The organism is Chryseobacterium edaphi, from assembly GCF_025628985.1.
GTDB lineage: Bacteria > Bacteroidota > Bacteroidia > Flavobacteriales > Weeksellaceae > Chryseobacterium > Chryseobacterium edaphi.
Genome location: NZ_JAOTEM010000002.1, coordinates 632,326 through 651,173, shown reverse-complemented (window position 1 = coordinate 651,173; position 18,848 = coordinate 632,326). Strand labels below are relative to the sequence as shown.

16 protein-coding genes are annotated in these 18,848 nt (G+C 34.6%); 6 read left to right on the top strand and 10 right to left on the bottom strand.

Annotated elements, in window-relative coordinates; translation table 11 throughout:
* Positions 1–72 precede the first annotated feature (72 nt).
* A complete protein-coding gene (locus NZ698_RS11290) occupies positions 73–1,464 on the bottom strand; it encodes a M949_1556 family lipoprotein (RefSeq protein ID WP_263003209.1) in 1,392 nt (463 codons plus the stop codon).
* Between the two features lie 24 nt (positions 1,465–1,488).
* Positions 1,489–4,353: a carboxypeptidase-like regulatory domain-containing protein gene (locus tag NZ698_RS11285; protein WP_263003208.1), complete on the bottom strand. Its 2,865-nt coding sequence runs from the start codon at positions 4,351–4,353 to the stop codon at positions 1,489–1,491.
* A gap of 246 nt (positions 4,354–4,599) precedes the next feature.
* On the opposite strand from NZ698_RS11285, the gene NZ698_RS11280 reads away from it, so the two are divergent.
* Together NZ698_RS11280 and NZ698_RS11275 are read left to right on the top strand one after the other, a co-directional pair.
* Positions 4,600–5,787 (top strand): endonuclease/exonuclease/phosphatase family protein, encoded by a 1,188-nt coding sequence (locus NZ698_RS11280; protein ID WP_263003207.1) that lies wholly within the window; start codon positions 4,600–4,602, stop codon positions 5,785–5,787.
* Positions 5,788–5,835: 48 nt separating this feature from the next.
* Positions 5,836–6,255: a DUF6146 family protein gene (locus NZ698_RS11275; RefSeq protein ID WP_263003206.1), complete on the top strand. Its 420-nt coding sequence runs from the start codon at positions 5,836–5,838 to the stop codon at positions 6,253–6,255.
* A gap of 55 nt (positions 6,256–6,310) precedes the next feature.
* On the opposite strand, the gene NZ698_RS11270 is transcribed toward NZ698_RS11275, so the two are convergent.
* Positions 6,311–6,907, bottom strand: coding sequence for a superoxide dismutase (locus tag NZ698_RS11270; protein ID WP_263003205.1), 597 nt, complete (start codon positions 6,905–6,907; stop codon positions 6,311–6,313).
* A gap of 175 nt (positions 6,908–7,082) precedes the next feature.
* The gene (rho, locus tag NZ698_RS11265; protein WP_263003204.1) at positions 7,083–8,972 is read right to left on the bottom strand and encodes a transcription termination factor Rho; all 1,890 of its coding nucleotides are present in this window, start codon (positions 8,970–8,972) and stop codon (positions 7,083–7,085) included.
* Positions 8,973–9,117: 145 nt separating this feature from the next.
* On the opposite strand from rho, the gene NZ698_RS11260 reads away from it, so the two are divergent.
* The 4 genes from NZ698_RS11260 (at position 9,118) to NZ698_RS11245 (ending at position 12,906) form a co-directional block, all read left to right on the top strand.
* Complete coding sequence (locus NZ698_RS11260; RefSeq protein WP_263003203.1) at positions 9,118–9,507, top strand: DUF4293 family protein; 390 nt, start codon at positions 9,118–9,120, stop codon at positions 9,505–9,507.
* A gap of 216 nt (positions 9,508–9,723) precedes the next feature.
* A complete protein-coding gene (locus NZ698_RS11255) occupies positions 9,724–10,647 on the top strand; it encodes a M28 family peptidase (RefSeq protein ID WP_263003202.1) in 924 nt (307 codons plus the stop codon).
* Between the two features lie 50 nt (positions 10,648–10,697).
* Positions 10,698–12,536 carry an ABC transporter ATP-binding protein gene (locus tag NZ698_RS11250; RefSeq protein WP_263003201.1) on the top strand — a complete coding sequence of 613 codons (1,839 nt, stop codon included), beginning with the start codon at positions 10,698–10,700 and terminating at the stop codon, positions 12,534–12,536.
* A gap of 22 nt (positions 12,537–12,558) precedes the next feature.
* Entirely contained in the window at positions 12,559–12,906 is a 348-nt protein-coding gene (locus NZ698_RS11245; RefSeq protein WP_263003200.1) for a DUF1801 domain-containing protein, read from the top strand.
* Between the two features lie 53 nt (positions 12,907–12,959).
* Here NZ698_RS11245 and NZ698_RS11240 read toward each other — a convergent pair whose 3' ends face one another.
* The 6 genes from NZ698_RS11240 to ftsH all read right to left on the bottom strand — a co-directional run bounded on the left by NZ698_RS11240 (position 12,960) and on the right by ftsH (position 18,838).
* A complete protein-coding gene (locus tag NZ698_RS11240) occupies positions 12,960–13,655 on the bottom strand; it encodes a peptide-N-glycosidase F-related protein (protein WP_263003199.1) in 696 nt (231 codons plus the stop codon).
* A 327-nt stretch (positions 13,656–13,982) separates the two neighbouring features.
* Positions 13,983–14,285 carry a PNGase F N-terminal domain-containing protein gene (locus NZ698_RS11235; RefSeq protein WP_438265569.1) on the bottom strand — a complete coding sequence of 101 codons (303 nt, stop codon included), beginning with the start codon at positions 14,283–14,285 and terminating at the stop codon, positions 13,983–13,985.
* A 234-nt stretch (positions 14,286–14,519) separates the two neighbouring features.
* Positions 14,520–15,173 carry a phosphatidylserine decarboxylase family protein gene (locus NZ698_RS11230; protein WP_263003198.1) on the bottom strand — a complete coding sequence of 218 codons (654 nt, stop codon included), beginning with the start codon at positions 15,171–15,173 and terminating at the stop codon, positions 14,520–14,522.
* A gap of 68 nt (positions 15,174–15,241) precedes the next feature.
* On the bottom strand, positions 15,242–16,114 hold the full coding sequence (locus NZ698_RS11225; protein ID WP_263003197.1) for a phosphatidate cytidylyltransferase: 873 nt from the start codon (positions 16,112–16,114) through the stop codon (positions 15,242–15,244).
* Positions 16,115–16,138: 24 nt separating this feature from the next.
* Positions 16,139–16,720 carry an LUD domain-containing protein gene (locus NZ698_RS11220; RefSeq protein WP_263003196.1) on the bottom strand — a complete coding sequence of 194 codons (582 nt, stop codon included), beginning with the start codon at positions 16,718–16,720 and terminating at the stop codon, positions 16,139–16,141.
* Between the two features lie 132 nt (positions 16,721–16,852).
* On the bottom strand, positions 16,853–18,838 hold the full coding sequence (gene ftsH, locus NZ698_RS11215; protein ID WP_263003195.1) for an ATP-dependent zinc metalloprotease FtsH: 1,986 nt from the start codon (positions 18,836–18,838) through the stop codon (positions 16,853–16,855).
* Between the last annotated feature and the right edge of the window lie 10 nt (positions 18,839–18,848).

The window sequence follows — 18,848 nt, the reverse complement described above, 5'->3', positions numbered from 1 at the left end:
GTAAAACGAAAGCATAAAAAAAGGAACCACAATATTGCGATTCCTTTTTCTTAAACATGAATTGTTTTAATATTATAAAGCCTGGATGTTATCCAACTGTAGTGTAGTTGTAATTCCACCTGTAGTACCAGTATATTCAAAAAGGATATACCCATTACCTGTCACTGTTGCAGGAATGTTATATGTACCTGCAGGAGCTAATGTTCCATATCCTGTAAGTGGCGTTTGAGGGATTGTGAATGCTGAAGTAATATCAGTTTTAGTAACTGCAGAGATATCACCTAAAGCTGTATAATTTGTAGTATAATAAACTTTTAAAGCATTACCATTCCAGAAACCTACGTTTACGTCAAATTTAAACTGATTTGCAGCAGTAAAATCAACTGGTACGGCAAAATAAGTAATATAACTTCCTGATCCCGCATTTGCTGAAAGCTGAATATATTTGTTATTGCTGAAGGTTTTTAACTGCCAGTAACGGTTTCCAACTAACGCATCATTCACATATTTAGGATAAACTTCTAAATTTGCAGGTGTCAATGAATAGCTTTCAAAATTCTCCAAGAAACTTCCTGAAAAAGTGATCGCAGTACCCCCTTTTGGTGGTGTAGAATCTATTCTTGTACCTGTAAAAGCAAGATCACTTGATTTTCTGATCAACATTTGCCAAGTAGTATTGTAACGACTTACTACAAAAGTTGCATTACCATTTCCTTTTGGTAATAATTTTGAACCCTCTGAAAAGAAACCTGAATTTCTGACTACAACAGAATTTCCTGCAGCATCTTCTAAGTTTCTGTCGGTATCTACACCTGCTCCCAATAAATAATCAATAAATGTTTTATTTACAGGTAAAATATCACCCGTTGTAAATTGTACGTTAGGAACAGTTACCAACATGTTGATATATTTTGCATCTTTTGCATCATTCAAAGTAGCAAGCTGAATAGGTTTTAAAGCTACAACCTCAAGACCATTCCCATTGCAAACTCCAGACATATATCTGCTTACCAATGCTCCCGGAATTCTACCGATGTCATAAGTTGGATCTACAGAACCAATCTTAACAACTCCTCTGTCTGTACCTAATCTTAAACCTTTAGCGTTAATTCTGATATGTGCTCCCACCGGAAAATCTGCATAGTTACTTGCTTTGTCTACTTCAATTTGTAATGCAGCTGTTGGATTTTCAGCTTTATCCTGGAAAGAAATAGTTTTGTAGAAGTTTCCGTTTTCATCAGATGAAGTAACATAACCATCAAAGATTTGGTCAGTAGAAATCAAAACATAACCTGTAGCAGGAGCCAAAGCTTTAAAATTTGCTAAAGTAATATTGGTCGCAGCAAATTTGTTGTTACAGTTGATCGGTGGTGTATCCCACTCGTCTTTCTGAACACAAGAAGTAAGAGAAAGTGCAGCAAATGCAGCTCCTGTTACGATACTTAAGTATTTTTTTATATTCATCTTAATTATTTTAATTATAAGTTTTTAAAATCTGAATTGTAAGTTGACGAAGTATGATCTTCCTTGAGTGTACCAATATTTTGGCCCAAATAAAGTGAATTCTCTGTCATTATCTTGTGCAAAAGTTGGATATTTTGCATTTCTTGTCTGCTCAAAGCCTCCTGTAATGTATCTTGTATTATCAAATACGTTATTTACGGTTGCTGAGATAAGAACATAATATTTACCAATCACCCAAGATTTTCCTGCATTCACATTAAAGAAAAATGCTGAAGGTAATTTGTTTGGTTCTAAAACTCTTCTTACTTCCGAATCTGTAAGACCATAAAAAGGAGTACCTGAAACATTATTCTGTACAAAAGATTCTGTTCTAATCAATGCTGAAGGATCAAGATAATTGTCATCAAGATAATTCCAGTTACCACCAACCCACCAATATTTCGGTGAATTATATCTTGCACCTACTGAATAAGCCTGTTGAGGAGTGCCTCCTTGTTTGTAATTTTTGATGTAAGCTTTTCCTAAATTTACGTAAGAAAGACCATTTGCGAAAGTTCCGGTTGCATCAGATGCAAAGTACGTTACAGGATCATTCTGATAAGTAAACTGTCCGAAACTTGCTAGACCTTGTAAAGATAATGTAGGAATAACTTTTACATCAACACCTAATTCAGCACCCATATTTCTTCTTTTCACATCAGTCATTACCTGAGTTACAAATGCACTCTGAACGTTTGTCTGATTACCATCTGCATCTACACCCTCTAGAGGAATACCATCTGCAAAAAATCTCTGTACAGAAGTTTCGTTGCTTGAATTGATTAAATATCCTGTCAATCTCAATTTCAAAAATGGTGAAGAAATCACATAACTAAGATCATTAGCATTGATCACCATATTCTGAACATTTGGAGCTACAGAACCATTTACTCTTGGATTGATAAACAAATCTTCTAAGTAAGGAGTCTGTGAAAAATAAGCACCATTATAAACAAGGAAATTTCTTCCATTAAGTTTATAAATTGCCTGACCTTTCAAACCATAATTCCAGAAGTTGTAATCCTGACCTTTCCCGAATGAGTCTTTATATAAATAATGATTAAATAATCCTTCTCTGCTAGAAGAAGAATATCCTGCCATCGCAGAAACAAAAACATCAAATTTCCCTGTTGAGAATTTAATCCCAGGATTTACTTTGAATTCCTGTCTTCTGAAAATGTAATCGTAAGTCATTTTATCACCTACTTTTTTTGTCACATTTTCTTCGCCTTCATTATATAATCCTGATTTTCCAGGTTGATTAGTTGCAGCAAAAGGATCTCTGTTCAATACAAAATCAGCTCCTAAAAGATCATTTACTTCTCTGTATTGCTCAGAACGATAATTCTGATAAGATAAGTTTAATAAAAATTTAGTAGTATCATTAAAGTTGTGAGTGAAATGCGTCGCAGCATTGAAGATTTTATCATCACTTACATCATTTACAAGATAATATAAAGCTCTTCTTCCTGTTTGTCCGTAATAAGTTCCGGCAGGTTGTTGCATATTTCTTCTGTAAAGGTTATCCCAATTTAATTGAGTAATATTAGGATCAGCATTTTGCCAACCAGCCATAGAAGTCTGATAAGCATCCTGCGCTGTTGTCATCGCTCCCGAAGGATCTTTAACAGAAGCATTCGGATCTAAAGAATCATAATAACTTGGCAAATTTCTGTAATAAGTTGGTGAAGGATTTTGTACATTCTGCCAATCTAAACGAGAACCTTTATCTTTACCAAACTGATAAGAAACTGATGTCCAAAGATTTGATTTCGGAGTAATCTTCCAGAAATCCTGAAGCTGGAAAATTGGCTGGAAACCTTTTCTCACTCTTTCACTTCTTTGTTTCCCATCCTGATATCCCCAATAAGAATTATAATGTACTCCTCTGTAATCATAAACTTCTTGTGTACTCGGACTTGCTGTAGACCTTCTGTAAGGCGCAGCAATAAAGTTGAATGTCATGCTGTGCTTGTCATTGAATTTTTTCTCAACTCCTAAATATGCACCGTAAGCATCATAAAAAGTACCTTCCTGAATTCCTTCTTCAGCCCATCTTCTTGCTCCCATTACAGTAAACGCCCAACCTTTGCTACTCATTCCTGAGCTGTATCTCAAAGATGTTCTGTTTCTGTAGTTTCTGTTGGTCAAAGACTGTGTAAACTGGAATCCTTTTCTGTATTCGCTTGCTTTCGTATTTTTATAAATAACAGAACTGTTACCTCCAAAAGCATATTCCGACGGAGAGTGGTTTTGAGAAATCTCAGGATATCTTGTGATCTCGTTAAGACCTCCCCAGTTGCCAAAATCTACGTTTCCGTTATCAGATTTGATCATAGAGACACCATTCAGCATGGTTTCTCCCATTCTACCATCAATTCCTCTTGGTCTGTACCAGTAAAAACCTAAGTCAAAAGCAGCAATTCTACTGAAAACATCCATTGAAGATTGTAATAATCCAACGGTTGATGCCTGACTGCTGTTGTCTTCATCATCGTCACTTTCAATAATTGTTAAACCCTGATCTGCGCTTGTAAGACTAGAATTTAAAGTAAGAACACCTAAATCCTTTCTTTTTTCATCACTGGTCACATCAAACGCCATTACTTTTGTCTCGTAATTAGGTTTTGTGATAACCAACTCGTAATGTCCCGGCATCAAATCGACTAGTTGGAAATAACCAATTTTGTCAGCCGTCACATCATTCTCTGTCCCTTTCACATCTACTTCCGCCTGCTCAATCGGCTTTCCTTGAGCGTCCTTCAAATATGCAAAAACTGTGGTCTGTGCAAAATAAAAAGATGCAGGAAGTAAAGTAAATAAAGAGACTAATGATAGTTTTTTAATCATGCGTATATATACTTTGTTTTAATACTTTTTATGTTCGTTTTCAATGGGTTAAAAACTTTGGGGGCACAAATTTAATAAAAATTTATATTTAATAAATTTTTTAACATTATAATTTGTTAACATTGTTAAATTTCTATAATGTATCACAAATACAAATAATATTTAGATGATAAATTTACATTTAATTAAAATGGCATGAATTAAAATTAAGTAAATTTGCAGATTAAATAATTGTAATATTCTGAAATGAAAAAATTTTTGAGTGTTGTAGCGGTCATTTTTTCGGTAATGACATTTGCACAACAAGGTAAGGTAAAAAGAGTGGCAGCAGTAGGATTTCTCAATGTAGAAAACCTTTGGGATACCATTCGTTCTGCTGATTATATAGATGGAACAAAAGATAAAACCAATCCTGCATTTCACAGAAGCATCCCTCTCGATTCCATTAAATTTTTGGAAGCTGAGAAATATGACGGACAATGGAGTGATGGATTACTAGTTGGTAAAAAAGTGATAAGATACCAAAGCGGTTCAGAAGAGTTCACTCCTGCAAGCGGTAAAAACTACAATACTAAGATTTACAAGAAAAAACTGGAAAATGAAGCAAAAGTAATTGCAGAACTAGGTTCTCAATATACAAAAACAGCTCCAGCTGTAGTGGGACTTATCGAAGTTGAAAACAGACAAGTCATTCAGGATCTTGTAAAAGAACCTGCTTTAGCAAAATATGATTACGGAATTGTACATTACAATTCTTATGATTACAGAGGAATCGATGTCGCATTAATTTACCAAAAGAGAAGATTTACAGTAACTAATTCCTTTAAAAAAGAACTGAAAGTATTTGGCGAAGATGGTAAACGAGAGTACACAAGAGATATTTTGGTCGTCACAGGCTTGCTTGATAATGAGAAAGTAGCTTTCTTTATGAATCACTGGCCTTCAAGAAGAGGTGGTGAAGCAGCTTCTCTACCTAAAAGAAATGCAGCGGCAGCTCTACTAAAACAACAAATGGACAGCATAAGAACAGTAGATCCGTCAACAAAACTTTTTGCAATGGGAGATTTCAATGATGATCCTGTAAGCGCTAGTTTAAAAAACTATTTAAAAGCTGCAGCTAGTGAAAAAGATTTGAACGACGAAAAACCATACTTAAACCTTATGTATCCTTTATATAAAAAAGGTGTAGCGTCATTAGCTTATCAGGATGCACCCAATTTATTTGATCAGATTATTGTCTCTAAAAATTTAGTTTTAGACAAAAATCCAAAAGAATATTCAGTTTATAAAGCAGAAATTTATGCTCCTGCGTATTTAGTCAATAAAGAAGGAAATTACAAAGGCTACCCTTTCCGATCATGGAACGGCGACCAATTCACGGGTGGTTATAGTGATCACTTTCCGGCGTTTGTCATTTTACAAAAAGAACCATAATCATAAAGCACTCTTCATCGAGTGCTTTTTTTCTGTAACTTTATGATTATGAAAAATTTAATTATTTTACTATTCTTAATTTTAATTCCTTGCAGTTCTTTTGCTCAAAATGATCCGAAGAATGACAAAGAAGAATCTGCAATGAAACCAGAGAAAAACGATGATGGTGAGTGGGAACTTACCGTGATCGACACACAATTTGATTATTTTTTGAATGCCATTGCAAAACCGATTACCCAATATTCTGAATCTATGTTGAAAAGCAGAAATAGAATGCTAGTCACAGAATGGAATTCTTACTACACTTCGGGTAAGTACAGAAATGTAATAGAATCTGCAATAGATTACGACCCAAGAGAAAACTATGGGATCAAGTTTGAATATAAACTGTATCAGGTTTTTTCTTACGTGAGTTGGAAATACAATCTCAGAATGAATGGACTGAGTGCTTCTGATAGTTTCAGATAAAAAATAAAAAAGGTTCAGAAAATTCTGAACCTTTTTTATTTTAAATAAGCTAAAATTATTTATTAAATAATTCTTCAACTTTATCCCAATTCACCACATCAAAAAATGCAGTTACATAATCAGGTCTTCTGTTTTGGTAGTTTAAATAATAAGCATGTTCCCAAACATCTAAACCTAGAACCGGAGTTCCTTTTATATCTGCAACAGGCATCAAAGGATTATCTTGGTTTGGAGTCGAAGTTACAGATACTGAACCGTCTTCGTTTTTAACTAACCAAGCCCATCCAGAACCGAATCTTGTTTTTGCAGCATCAGCAAAATCAGTTTTGAATTTATCGAAACCTCCATAGTTTTCAATCGCATTGCTTACATTTCCAACCGGAGTAGAACTTCCGCCCGGAGTTAAGATTTCCCAGAATAAAGAGTGATTAAAATGACCACCTCCGTTATTTCTTACAGCAGGTTTTTCAGAACCATTTTTACAAACATCTTCAATAGATAATTCCGTAAGATCAGTTCCTTCAATTGCTTTATTTAAATTATCTACATAAGCTTGATGATGCTTTGAATGGTGGATTTCCATTGTTTTTGCATCGATTGTAGGTTCTAGAGCATCGTACGAATATCCTAATTTTGGTAATTCAAATGACATAAGTTTAATTTTTAATGTTAATATGTAAATTTAGCCAATATTTAAGCCAATATCAAAAATTGCAGATTATTTTAATAAATCTTTAACATTGATAGTTTAATTAGAAATTTTAAATTTATTAAAACAAAAAGCACAGACCGAAATCTGTGCTCTTATAAACAATATTAACGTATGTCTATCTATTCATAGACATTAAAAATTCTTCGTTATTCAGAGTTCCTCTGATATTTTTGTTGACAAATTCCATTGCTTCGATAGGATTCATTTCTGAAAGATATTTTCTGAAAATCCACATTCTCTGGGAAGTCACCTCATCAAGCAACAAATCATCTCTTCTTGTACTTGAAGAAACTAAATCGATAGCAGGATAAATTCTTCTGTTAGCAATTTTTCTGTCTAATTGAAGCTCCATATTTCCGGTACCTTTGAATTCTTCAAAAATAACCTCATCCATTTTTGAACCTGTATCAATCAATGCAGTTGCAATAATTGTCAATGATCCGCCATTTTCAATTTTTCTTGCAGCACCAAAAAATCTTTTCGGTTTATGTAAAGCGTTTGCATCTACACCACCGGAAAGTACTTTTCCTGATGCAGGAGTTACGGTATTGTAAGCTCTTGCTAATCTTGTAATTGAGTCTAACAAAATAACAACATCATGACCACACTCTACCATTCTCTGAGCTTTCGCTAAAACGAGATTGGCAACTTTCACGTGCTTATCTGCAGCTTCATCAAATGTAGAAGCAATAACTTCCGCATTTACGCTTCTTTCCATATCGGTAACTTCTTCAGGACGTTCGTCGATCAAAAGTACCATCATATAAACTTCAGGGTGATTGGCTGCGATAGAGTTGGCAATATCTTTCAGCAACATGGTTTTACCGGTTTTTGGCTGGGCAACAATCATCGCTCTCTGACCTTTTCCAATCGGTGCAAATAAATCGACGATTCTTGTAGACATCGTAGAGTTGTCTCCCGAAAGATTAAATTTCTCTTCAGGGAAAAGCGGAGTTAAATATTCAAAAGCAACACGATCCTTGATAAATGCCAAATCACGTCCGTTTACTTCTGTTGGTTTTAATAATGAAAAATATTTTTCACCTTCTTTTGGCAAACGGACAATACCTCTTACGGTATCTCCTGTTTTTAAACCAAAATTTCTGATCTGTGCTGTAGAAACATACACGTCATCCGGAGAAGAAATATAACTGAAATCTGATGAACGTAAAAATCCATAGTTATCAGGTAAAATCTCTAAAACACCTTCAATACTGACCATTCCGTCGAAATTGAATTCTTTTCTGGATTCAGTTTCTTCCTGTCTGTCAGAATTTCTGTTCTGATTTTGATTAGGATTCTGGTTTGGGTTCTGATTAGGATTGTTTTGGTTAGAATTCTGATTTTGGTTATTGTTCTGATTTCTGTTCTGAAGATTTCCACCGTTTTGTTGCGATGGATTCTGAACTCTTTGATTTGGATTCTGACCTTGTTGTTGCTGTTGTTGTGGTCTCTTAGGTCTTTCTTCTCTCGTTTGTGCTTGTGCAGGAATTGCTGCAGCTGCTTGAGAATCTGTATTTGTTGGAGTTTCCTCTTTTTCCTGAGTTTGTTCTTCAGAAGTGTTGGCAGGAGTTACTCTTTTTCTTTTTTGTTTTGAAGCATTGTTTGCAGGTCTTTCTTCTACAGCGCCTTTTGCAGGTTCCTTTATGATTGCTTCTGCAATAACTTCTTTTTCTTCTGTCACTTCTTCTGTTTTGACAGGTTCTGTTTCTTCTTTGGGAGTTTCTGTGGCAGCTTTTGGTCTTGCCGGTTTTTTGGGTGCTGGTTTTTTAGGAGCAGCTTTCACCACTTTTTCTGCTGCGGCAGGTTTTTCTTCAGTTTCCGTGTTGCTTTCTGTAGTATTGAAGTAATCTTTTGCAACTTTAGGGTTGGAAGCCTGAAAATCAAGGACGGCGAAGATTTTATCATTATCTGTGCTGTTTCTTGCAACCTTAACGCCCAAATCTTTTAGGATTTTAGTCAATTCCGTTACGGATTTTGACCTTAACGTTTCTATGTTAAACATATATAAAGTAAAAATGTAATTAGTTGTGAGTAAGAAAAGTAAGTCCGGTGACTTTTGTTTTCAAGTACATTGTATATTGCAAATCTACACTTATTTTTGAATTGTGCAAAATTTATGTTATTTTTGCTCCTGAATTTTAAATTCTATGCTACAAAGAATACAAACTATTTGGATTTTGCTATCCGTTTTAGCGGCGGCATTCCTATATATTACAGGACAGGATGTAGAAGTTTTCGGAAACGTTTCGATAATCAGCATCTCATCAATTGTTTTGGTTTTAATAGGCGCTTTCAGTTTGTTTAGCTTTAAAAACAGAAAAAGACAAATCATGCTGAATAACATCAGCATCATTATAAACGCTTTGTTGATTGGTATATTGGTGTACTGGCTGCAAAACTTATCCGGAGGAATAGATTTTCCTGAGAAGGGTATTGAGCCGATTTTCCCATTGATTGCGGTAATCTGTTTGCTTTTGGCAAATATTTTTATCAAGAAAGATGAGAGGCTCGTAAAATCTGTAGACAGACTGCGATAACCTTACAATGATTTTTTTTGAGTAAGAACAGCTTCTTTTTTAGGAGCTGTTTTTTGTTTTATACCAACTGATTTCACAGATCTATACGGATGTCTCAATTTTATTTTAAATTTGCTAAATCTTACTTGAAATTTACATGAATTATTATTTGTTTCGCTCAATGCAACATTTCAAATAAAATCACGACAAATTCAACAAAAATAAATATTTAATAATATGAAAAAACTAACTTATCTTATCTTCGCTCTATTCTCCGCAACTGCTTTTGCACAGGATGTTTCTCAGGACATGGTAAAAAACGTCATCTCAACTCTTGCTTCTGACCAAATGAAAGGTCGCGAAATAGGGACACCGGAAAATGAGTATGCTGCCAATTATATTGCGAAGCTTTTCAAAGAAAATAAATTAGAATATTGTACAGGTGATTCTTATTTGATTCCTTTTGACTATAAAGGAAAAATTGCCTATAATGTTTGCGGAATCCAGAAAGGAAAATCAGAAAAAACATTGGGTTTTTCAGGACATTTTGATCACATTGGTTCAAATGATAAACCGGGCGATAATATCTACAACGGCGCAGATGATGACGCAAGCGGAATCACAACTTTAGTAGGAATTTCTGACTATTTCAAAAATAAAAAGCCGGAATTTTCAATGGTTTTCATGGCATTTAATGGTGAAGAAAAAGGAATGTTGGGTTCAACTGCAATTGCAGCAGACAAAAAATTAGATAAGATTTATAATAATCTTACAGCACTTTTCAATTTTGAAATGGTCGCAACCGAATCTGAATTTGGCAAAAATGCAGTTTTTATTACAGGTGACGAGTTTTCTGATCTTGATGAGTTGATGAACAGTCATTCTGAGAACGGTTTAAAAATACATCCGGATCCTTATGCATCTGAACAATTATTTTACAGATCAGACAATGTAAGTTTTGTAAAGAAAAAAATTATCGCTCACTCTATTTCTACTGCAAATATGAGTAAAATCAAACATTATCATCAGGTAAATGATGATATGACGATCGTTGATATTGAAAACCTTACACAAATCATCAACAGTTTTGGAAAGACTTTGGAAAAATTAAATACAAAAAACTTCAATCCCAAATATAACAGTAAAGTAAAATTCAATTAAAAACGTCTTATCATTATATTTTAATTAATTTTGCTATCCAATTTTATTGAATGAACGAATATAGAAAAATACTGAAATTCGCCAGACCTCATCAGAAATATATTTACGGAAGTTTATTTTTCAATCTTTTGTATTCTTTTTTTCAGATTGCCTCATTAGGAGCCATTCTACCTGTATTGGGAATGCTTTTCGGTACCATCAAACCTGAAAAATATGAATCGGCGCCGGTTTATTCCGGTGATATAGTAGATGCGCTGTCTTATCTTAAAGAATATCTCAATTACACCGTACAAAATCTGGTAACAGAATATGGCAGCTTAAATGTCTTGGCTTGGCTTTGCATCATCACTGGATTTATGTTTTTATTGAGAAACATTTTCAGATATTTAGGATCGTATTTGCTGATCAATTATCGTGTAGGAGTTACAAAAGACCTTCGAGGCGCAATGTATCGTAAGATCTTGTCTCTTCCGGTTTCATTTTTTACAGATAGCAGAAAAGGTGATATGATGTCTCGTATGTCAAATGATGTAGGCGAAGTAGAAGGGAGTATTTTAGGAAGTTTGGTAGACTTGATTAATTCACCATTCATGTTAATCAGTACTTTGGTGACTCTATTTTTCCTAAGTCCCGAAATGACACTTTTCTCGCTTTTAGTTTTACCGGTTATGGGAACACTGATCGCTTTAATAGGGAAAAGCCTCAAAAAAGATTCTCATGAGGCTCAGAACGAGATGGGAACTATCTTTTCAATCGTTGATGAAACCTTAAAATCTTCTAAAGTTATTAAGATATTCAATGCCGAAAAAATAATGAATACCCGATTTATGGGTTCCATGCAAAAGTGGATCAACAGCTCTATAAGATTAGGCAGAAAAAAAGAACTGGCATCACCGATGAGCGAATTTTTGGGATCAATTACTTTTTTAATTATTGCATGGTACGGCGGAAAACAGATTATTGTTGAAAAAAGCATTTCTCCGGAAGACTTCCTGGTATTTTTGGGAATGTTTTTCCAGATTTTGCCTCCGATGAAAAGTTTATCAACATCTATTTCAAATATTCAAAAAGGAGAAGCTTCTTTGCACAGGGTTTTGGAAATTCTGGAAGCAGATGTGAAAATAGAAGAGATCGCAGAGCCTGTTTCTATATCAAATCTGGATGCTCACATCGAGTTTAAAGACATTGGTTTCTATTATGATAAATCAAATTTAATCCTGAAAAACTTTAATCTGAAAATTCCTAAAGGAAAAACAGTAGCACTTGTTGGACAAAGCGGAAGCGGAAAAACAACCATTGCCAATCTTTTAGCAAGATTTTATGATGTTTCTGAAGGTGAAATTTTAATTGATGAAACCAACATTAAACATTTAAAACTAACAGAATACAGAAAACTGTTGGGTATGGTAACACAAGAATCTGTTTTGTTCAATGATACAGTTTACAACAATATTTTGATGGGTAAACCTGATGCAACGAAAGAAGAAGTAGTTGCTGCTGCAAAAATTGCCAATGCAGATTTATTTATCACTCAACTTCCGAACGGTTACGAAACCAATATCGGTGACGATGGAGGAAAGCTTTCCGGCGGACAAAAACAAAGAATTTCTATCGCAAGAGCAGTTCTGAAAAACCCACCGATTATGATTTTGGATGAAGCAACTTCTGCTTTGGATACAGAATCTGAAAAATTCGTGCAAGATGCGCTTGAAAAAATGATGGCAAACAGAACATCACTTATCATCGCACATAGACTTTCAACCATTCAGAAAGCAGACTGGATCGTCGTAATGGAAAAAGGCGACATCATGGAACAAGGAACTCACCAAGACTTGATGGCTAAACGTAGCACTTATCACAAATTGGTAGAGCTTCAAAATTTTGATTAAATCTTTTTAAATTTAATTTAAAATGAACCCCATACAAGAGTATTTCTTCAGAATCGACGAACCTGAAAGAAGTACCCTTTTGTTTTTAAGGAAGAAGATCTTAGAATCGGATACAGAAAACATTACAGAAACATTGAGTTTCGGACTTCCGTTTTTTAAATTTAAGAAGAAAATGCTGTGCTATCTGTATTACAGCAAAAAGCATCAGAAACATTACATCAGCTTTTATCACGGTGATCGATTAGATTATCCTGAGTTGCTTTCTGAAGGCAGAAAGAAGTTTAAAATCTTGTTAATTAATGAAAATGAGGATTTGCCAGTAGAATTTATTTTAAACCTGATAAACCAAGTCAAAAGACTTATTAAATAAAAAAAAAGAGAAACCGATTTACAGTTTCTCTTTTTTTATTTAATATCAGAAATTTATTTTCTGATAACCTTATGTTTGAATTGAGTTCCACCTTCTAAAGTGATATCCAATAAATAAGATCCGGAAGGATATGATGTAAGATCAACTTTCGAATCTCTAACTTCATTCAGTTTTCTTCCTTCAAGAGAATAAACTGTAATATTTTTCACCTTTTTTTCTGATCTGATATTGACAAAATCTGAAGTCGGATTCGGGTAAATAGATACATCAACGGTTGATGCGTCTTTGACCGCCAAAAGTTGATTGTTGCTCTGCATATAGATTGAAAGCACAATACGCCCATCCTGATTATAAAAAACAGCGGAAGGAACTTCATACTTCAATACATGATTTCCTGCAGCAAGCGTTGTTGCTGTAAAACTTCTGATCGGAACAGAATCACCGGGACACCAATTATTCCAGCTTGTCCACCAAGGTGTACTTTGTGGATTAGCACCATAAATTCCATTCCCTTGAGTATTATATTGCCTGTATGGCTCACACGTTTTCCCTCCCGGTGTGAAAGTCAAAACCTGAGCATTATCTAATGAAACAAAGTTTTGTCTTCTTATATATTCTTCACCATTGGTGTTGGCGCCATGTGGCGTTGTTACGATAAAAAACTTTGCATTTGATGTGCTTTGGTTTAAATTAAAATTCACCAATCTTACAGTCTGTCCCGCCTGATCTGTACTGTTATAATTGTTCAACTCATTAGAATCCAGGAAAGGCAGTAAATTATTATAAGTATTGGTTACTGCGGGATCGTTGTATGTAAGGAAGTCAAGCGTTCCGGCAAAAACATCATTTCTTCCCGAGCAAACTGCAACCTGTGTGTTCGCTGCATAAGGAACTCCAAAAACATCTAATTCTACCCAAATATCATAAGCAGCTCTAAGTGTTGTACTACTGAAAACTCAATAAAGATTATCTACATCAAAACTGTAAGGAACTTCAGTTGGGAAAATATTTTTGTTCATAAATGGCGTAATATATCTTCCGATTTCAATTCGCTTTACAAGAGGATCACTCAACGTCTAAGAAATCTGATTTTTTGGAACCAAAGCAATATGCACCCCACCAATTCTGTCATAATTATCACAGAGCGCACCAATAGTAACATTCATTTGGATTTTATTCTGGAAAGAATTTAGTTCGGCATCCGTCAGTTTTTTTGTATATCTGTAATTGGCCAGTCTGATTGTATTTGCCGGAACGGGATTAGAAACATTTCCTGCATAACCATCGTAGAAAACGATCTGAGAAAAGACATTGATATTAGTTTGTGCATTGATGAAAGTTCCTATGACGAAAAGTAAAGGAAGTAGAATTTTTTTCATTTAATCTTAATATTTATAAATTGTCATCAAAAATAAACTTTTAACTAATGATTAACAACAATAAAGTATTAAATGAGTAGGTTATTTTTAATGAAAATTAAATATTTTTTAAAATATGATAAAGTTTTTAAATTTTGAATAACTTTTTCATTACAAACAATTTCAAATTGCAGTTACATTCAACGAAAAAACCGCCTCTCTCGAAACGGTTTTCTTTATTTATTAATTTAAATATTAATCCTTCATTCTTGCAATCACATCGATTCCACCTTTTGTCTTGTCACCGATTTTACAGATAATTTCTGTGTCTAAAGGCAGGAAAATATCCATTCTTGAACCGAATTTAATAAAACCAAACTCATGCCCTGCTTTTGCAGAATCTCCCTCGTTACAGTAGAAAACAATTCTTCTTGCAACATATCCTGCGATCTGTCTGAAAACTACTTTATGATTGGTTAAACTTTCCACAGCCACGGTAGTTCTTTCATTTTCAGTAGATGATTTTTCGTGCCAAGCTACCAAATATTTTCCCGGATGATATTTTTTATAAATTACATTTCCCGAAACCGGAAATCTACAGATATGTACATTCAGAGGCGACATAAAAATAGAGACCTGAATTGCTTTTTCCTTCAAAAATTCTGTTTCCTCAACTTCTTTGATCATTACGACTTTTCCGTCTACAGGTGCGATTACATTTTCCGTATGATCTAAAATATCACGATTTGGAACCCTGAAAAACCAAAACACCAAACTGTAAATAATCAATAATGGGATAATGATTAATAGCGACCACATTTCCAGAAAATAAATAGACGTAATAGCGAGTATTACAAAGAGTATTGTAGCTACTACGATTGTTCCTTTCGATTCTTTATGTAATTTCATTGAGGATATGTATAGTTTTTAAATTAGTCATCTGAAAAGTGTAAACAAATGATGACAATGTTTTGAGTTTAAATAAATTTTTCTAAAATAAAGTACAAATATACGACAGGAACGCAGATTAAAAAACTATCAAGCCTATCTAATACACCGCCATGTCCTGGAATGATATTTCCGCTGTCTTTTACACCGAAAGTTCTTTTCAGTTGACTTTCTACTAAATCTCCCAACGGAGCGAATGCTGCGATCAGAAAACCAACAATCATCCAGTTTCCGCGAAGTTGCGGTTGATAAATTTCAACAAAATAAGAAAGAACCAGTGTAAGAACCACTCCACCTGCATAACCTTCCCATGTTTTTTTCGGCGAAATTTTAGGAGCCATTTTATGTTTACCTAAAAACTTTCCAACCAGATAAGCGAAAGTATCACTGCTCCAAATCAGAATAAATAGGAAGATAACTTCTAAAGAAAAATTGCTGTCGTATGAAGAGAATTTTGGTAATCCTAATGCAAATGAGAACGGCAATGCTACATAGATAACAGTGAAAATAAGCTTTCCACTATCAAAGTATAGTTCACTTGTAAATTTAAATAAAGTCACAACCGCAATGACAATCAGTGCAAGCGCAAGTATCTCCGAAAGCCTGAAATTGAAATAAAAATCGTGATGAAAAAATCTTTTTGAAAACATATAAAAGATCAACAACACTATTGGCAAGACAATCCATTTTTCGTAGCCATTTCCAAATTTCATGATCTTGATACACTCCCATGTTCCAACTATCAGAAGAAAAGTGATCAATCCATAGTAAAGATATTGTTGCTTTACAATTCCGGGAGAAATATGATCGAAAAGCTGGGCACCGAAAGGTGTAGTACAGAGAATAATGACTGCGATATAAACAATCCCCGAAATGGTTCTCTGAATAAGATTTTTGTCCAAAATTTAAAATTTAGAAATTTTTTGCTAGTCTTCCAGCAGCAATAGAAACAGTTTGGTATTATTATTTGCCGCAGTATCAAGTTTAGAATGATTTCCGCTGATTGAGGTAAGATTTTTTATATTCCCAGTACGTTTTATTTTTCCCATGGCGTCGTTCAGATTATTGACGATCTGAGAAACATTGGCCATAATGATAATTTTCGATGGCAGTCGGGAAGAATGATAATGAAGAATATTATTGTGCGAAAGCATGATTCTGCCGTCATAAGCAATAAGATATTCACAGGTGATAAATGCGGCATCATTACCCGCTTCAAGTTGTGGTGTATGTGCAGTCTTTACAACATTCAAAAAATTCTGAAGATCTTTGTCACAACAAAATACAGAGTTTACTCCTTCAATTTTGAGGATCTGGTTCAAAGTCTGCAAAGCTTCAGCTTCATCAGCGCAATAGTTAAAAAAACCTCCGGAATGGGTAAACAATTGGGCAAACTTATAATCAAGATCAGCGTTTTTCAGCGAATCTCCTAGCTTCTCCAGACTTTGTTTGTCGTCTTCTTCAGGCTGATTGGTTAGTTTGCTTACAATTCTCTTAAATAAACTCAACTTAATGTTTTTTAGTCAACTTACTACAAAAATAGAAAATTAATTAGAATTGCTTCTAATAATATCGCTTTAAAATGAAAAAACCCGGTAATTTTACAATCACCAGGTTGTATTCAATTGAATATAAATATTTTAAATCTGAGAAGGGCTTTCAGGTGCCTGAATTTCTGCTTCTTCTACTTTTTCATGTAAAGGAATAGTATTCGTCACCGGTCTCTCCGTTAATTCCGGATCCCAAGCTCTTTTACCGAATATCTCCTCAAGATCTTCACGGAAAATTACTTCTTTTTCTAAAAGTTTATTCGCTAAAGCATTAAGTTTATCTTTGTTTTCACTCAATATTCTAACTGCTCTTTCGTATTGATGCTCAATAATCGTCTTGATTTCTGTATCAATTTTTGATGCAGTAGCTTCAGAATAAGGTTTTCCGAAATTATATTCTGACTGACCTGAACTATCATAGTAAGAAATATTACCAATATTTGGACTCAATCCGTAGATCGTAACCATCGCCTGAGCTCTCTTGGTAACTGTTTCTAAATCTGAAAGTGCCCCCGTAGAAATATTATTAAATATTACCTGTTCTGCTGCTCTACCTCCTAAAGTTGCACACATTTCGTCCAACATTTGCTCAGTTGTTGTCAACTGTCTTTCTTCGGGAAGATACCAAGCTGCACCCAATGAACGTCCTCTTGGAACAATCGTTACTTTAAGTAATGGTGAAGCGTGCTCTACCAACCAAGAAATCGTTGCGTGACCTGCTTCATGGAAAGCTACTCTTTTCTTTTCAGACGGTTTAATCGCCATATTTTTCTTCTCAAGACCACCGATGATTCTGTCTACGGCATCCAAGAAATCTTGCTTATTTACAGATACATGACTATTTCTTGCTGCGATCAAAGCTGCTTCATTACAAACATTCGCAATATCAGCTCCACTGAAACCAGGAGTTTGTTTCGCCAGGAAATCTCTGTCAACCGTATCATCTAATTTGATTTTCTTTAAATGAACATCAAAAATCTCTCTTCTTTCGTGCAATTCCGGAAGATCTACATAAACCGAACGGTCAAATCGACCCGCTCTCATCAATGCTTTATCCAAAATATCTGCTCTGTTGGTTGCAGCCATTACGATTACATTCACGTCGGTTCCAAAACCGTCCATTTCTGTAAGCAACTGGTTTAATGTATTTTCTCTTTCGTCATTTCCTCCAGAGAAATTGTTTTTACCTCTTGCACGACCAATTGCATCAATCTCATCAATGAAGATGATTGCGGGAGATTTTGCTTTTGCCTGAGCAAAAAGATCTCTCACTCTTGACGCTCCTACTCCAACAAACATTTCAACAAAATCCGAACCTGACAGTGAGAAGAAAGGAACTTTAGCCTCACCTGCAACAGCTTTCGCCAATAACGTTTTACCAGTTCCCGGAGGACCAACTAAAAGTACACCTTTAGGAATTTTACCTCCTAATTTTGTATATTTTTCTGAGTTTTTCAAGAAATCTACAACTTCCTGTACTTCCTCTTTTGCTCCTTCTAATCCTGCAACATCTTTAAATGTTGTCTGAATTTTTTCTTTTTCGTCAAATAATTTAGCTTTAGACTTACCGATAGAGAAAATCTGTCCTCCAGGACCACCGCCACTTCCCATTTTTCTGAAAAGGATAAAGTAGAACAAACCTAAAATCGTGATCCAGATAAGAGCCTGAATAAGAGCGCCCATCAAAGCACTCTCTCCTTCTGCATAATCTTTAGAAGTTTTGATTGCAGGATTCTGGTTCTTTATAGATTCGAATTTCTCTAAGAAAAGTTGTAAATCTCCGTACTTCAGACTATAATCAGCCTTTGCAGAAGACATTCCTAAATTTGAAAAAGGATTTGCTTTGTCATCTTTCTTTACGGTAGCTGTTTTGGCAGCTTTAGTTAAAAACACTTCGGCTTTCTGAGCCTGTTTATCAATCAACACATTCTGAACTTTTCCCATCTGCATTTCTCTGAAGAATGCATCTTCGTCAATAGTTTTTGCATTGTTGTCGCCCAAAAAATTTGAGGCAAAAAATAACAAAAGGGCAATTATTGCGATTGGAAAAAACCAGTTAAATCCTTTATTATTCATTTAATACTTT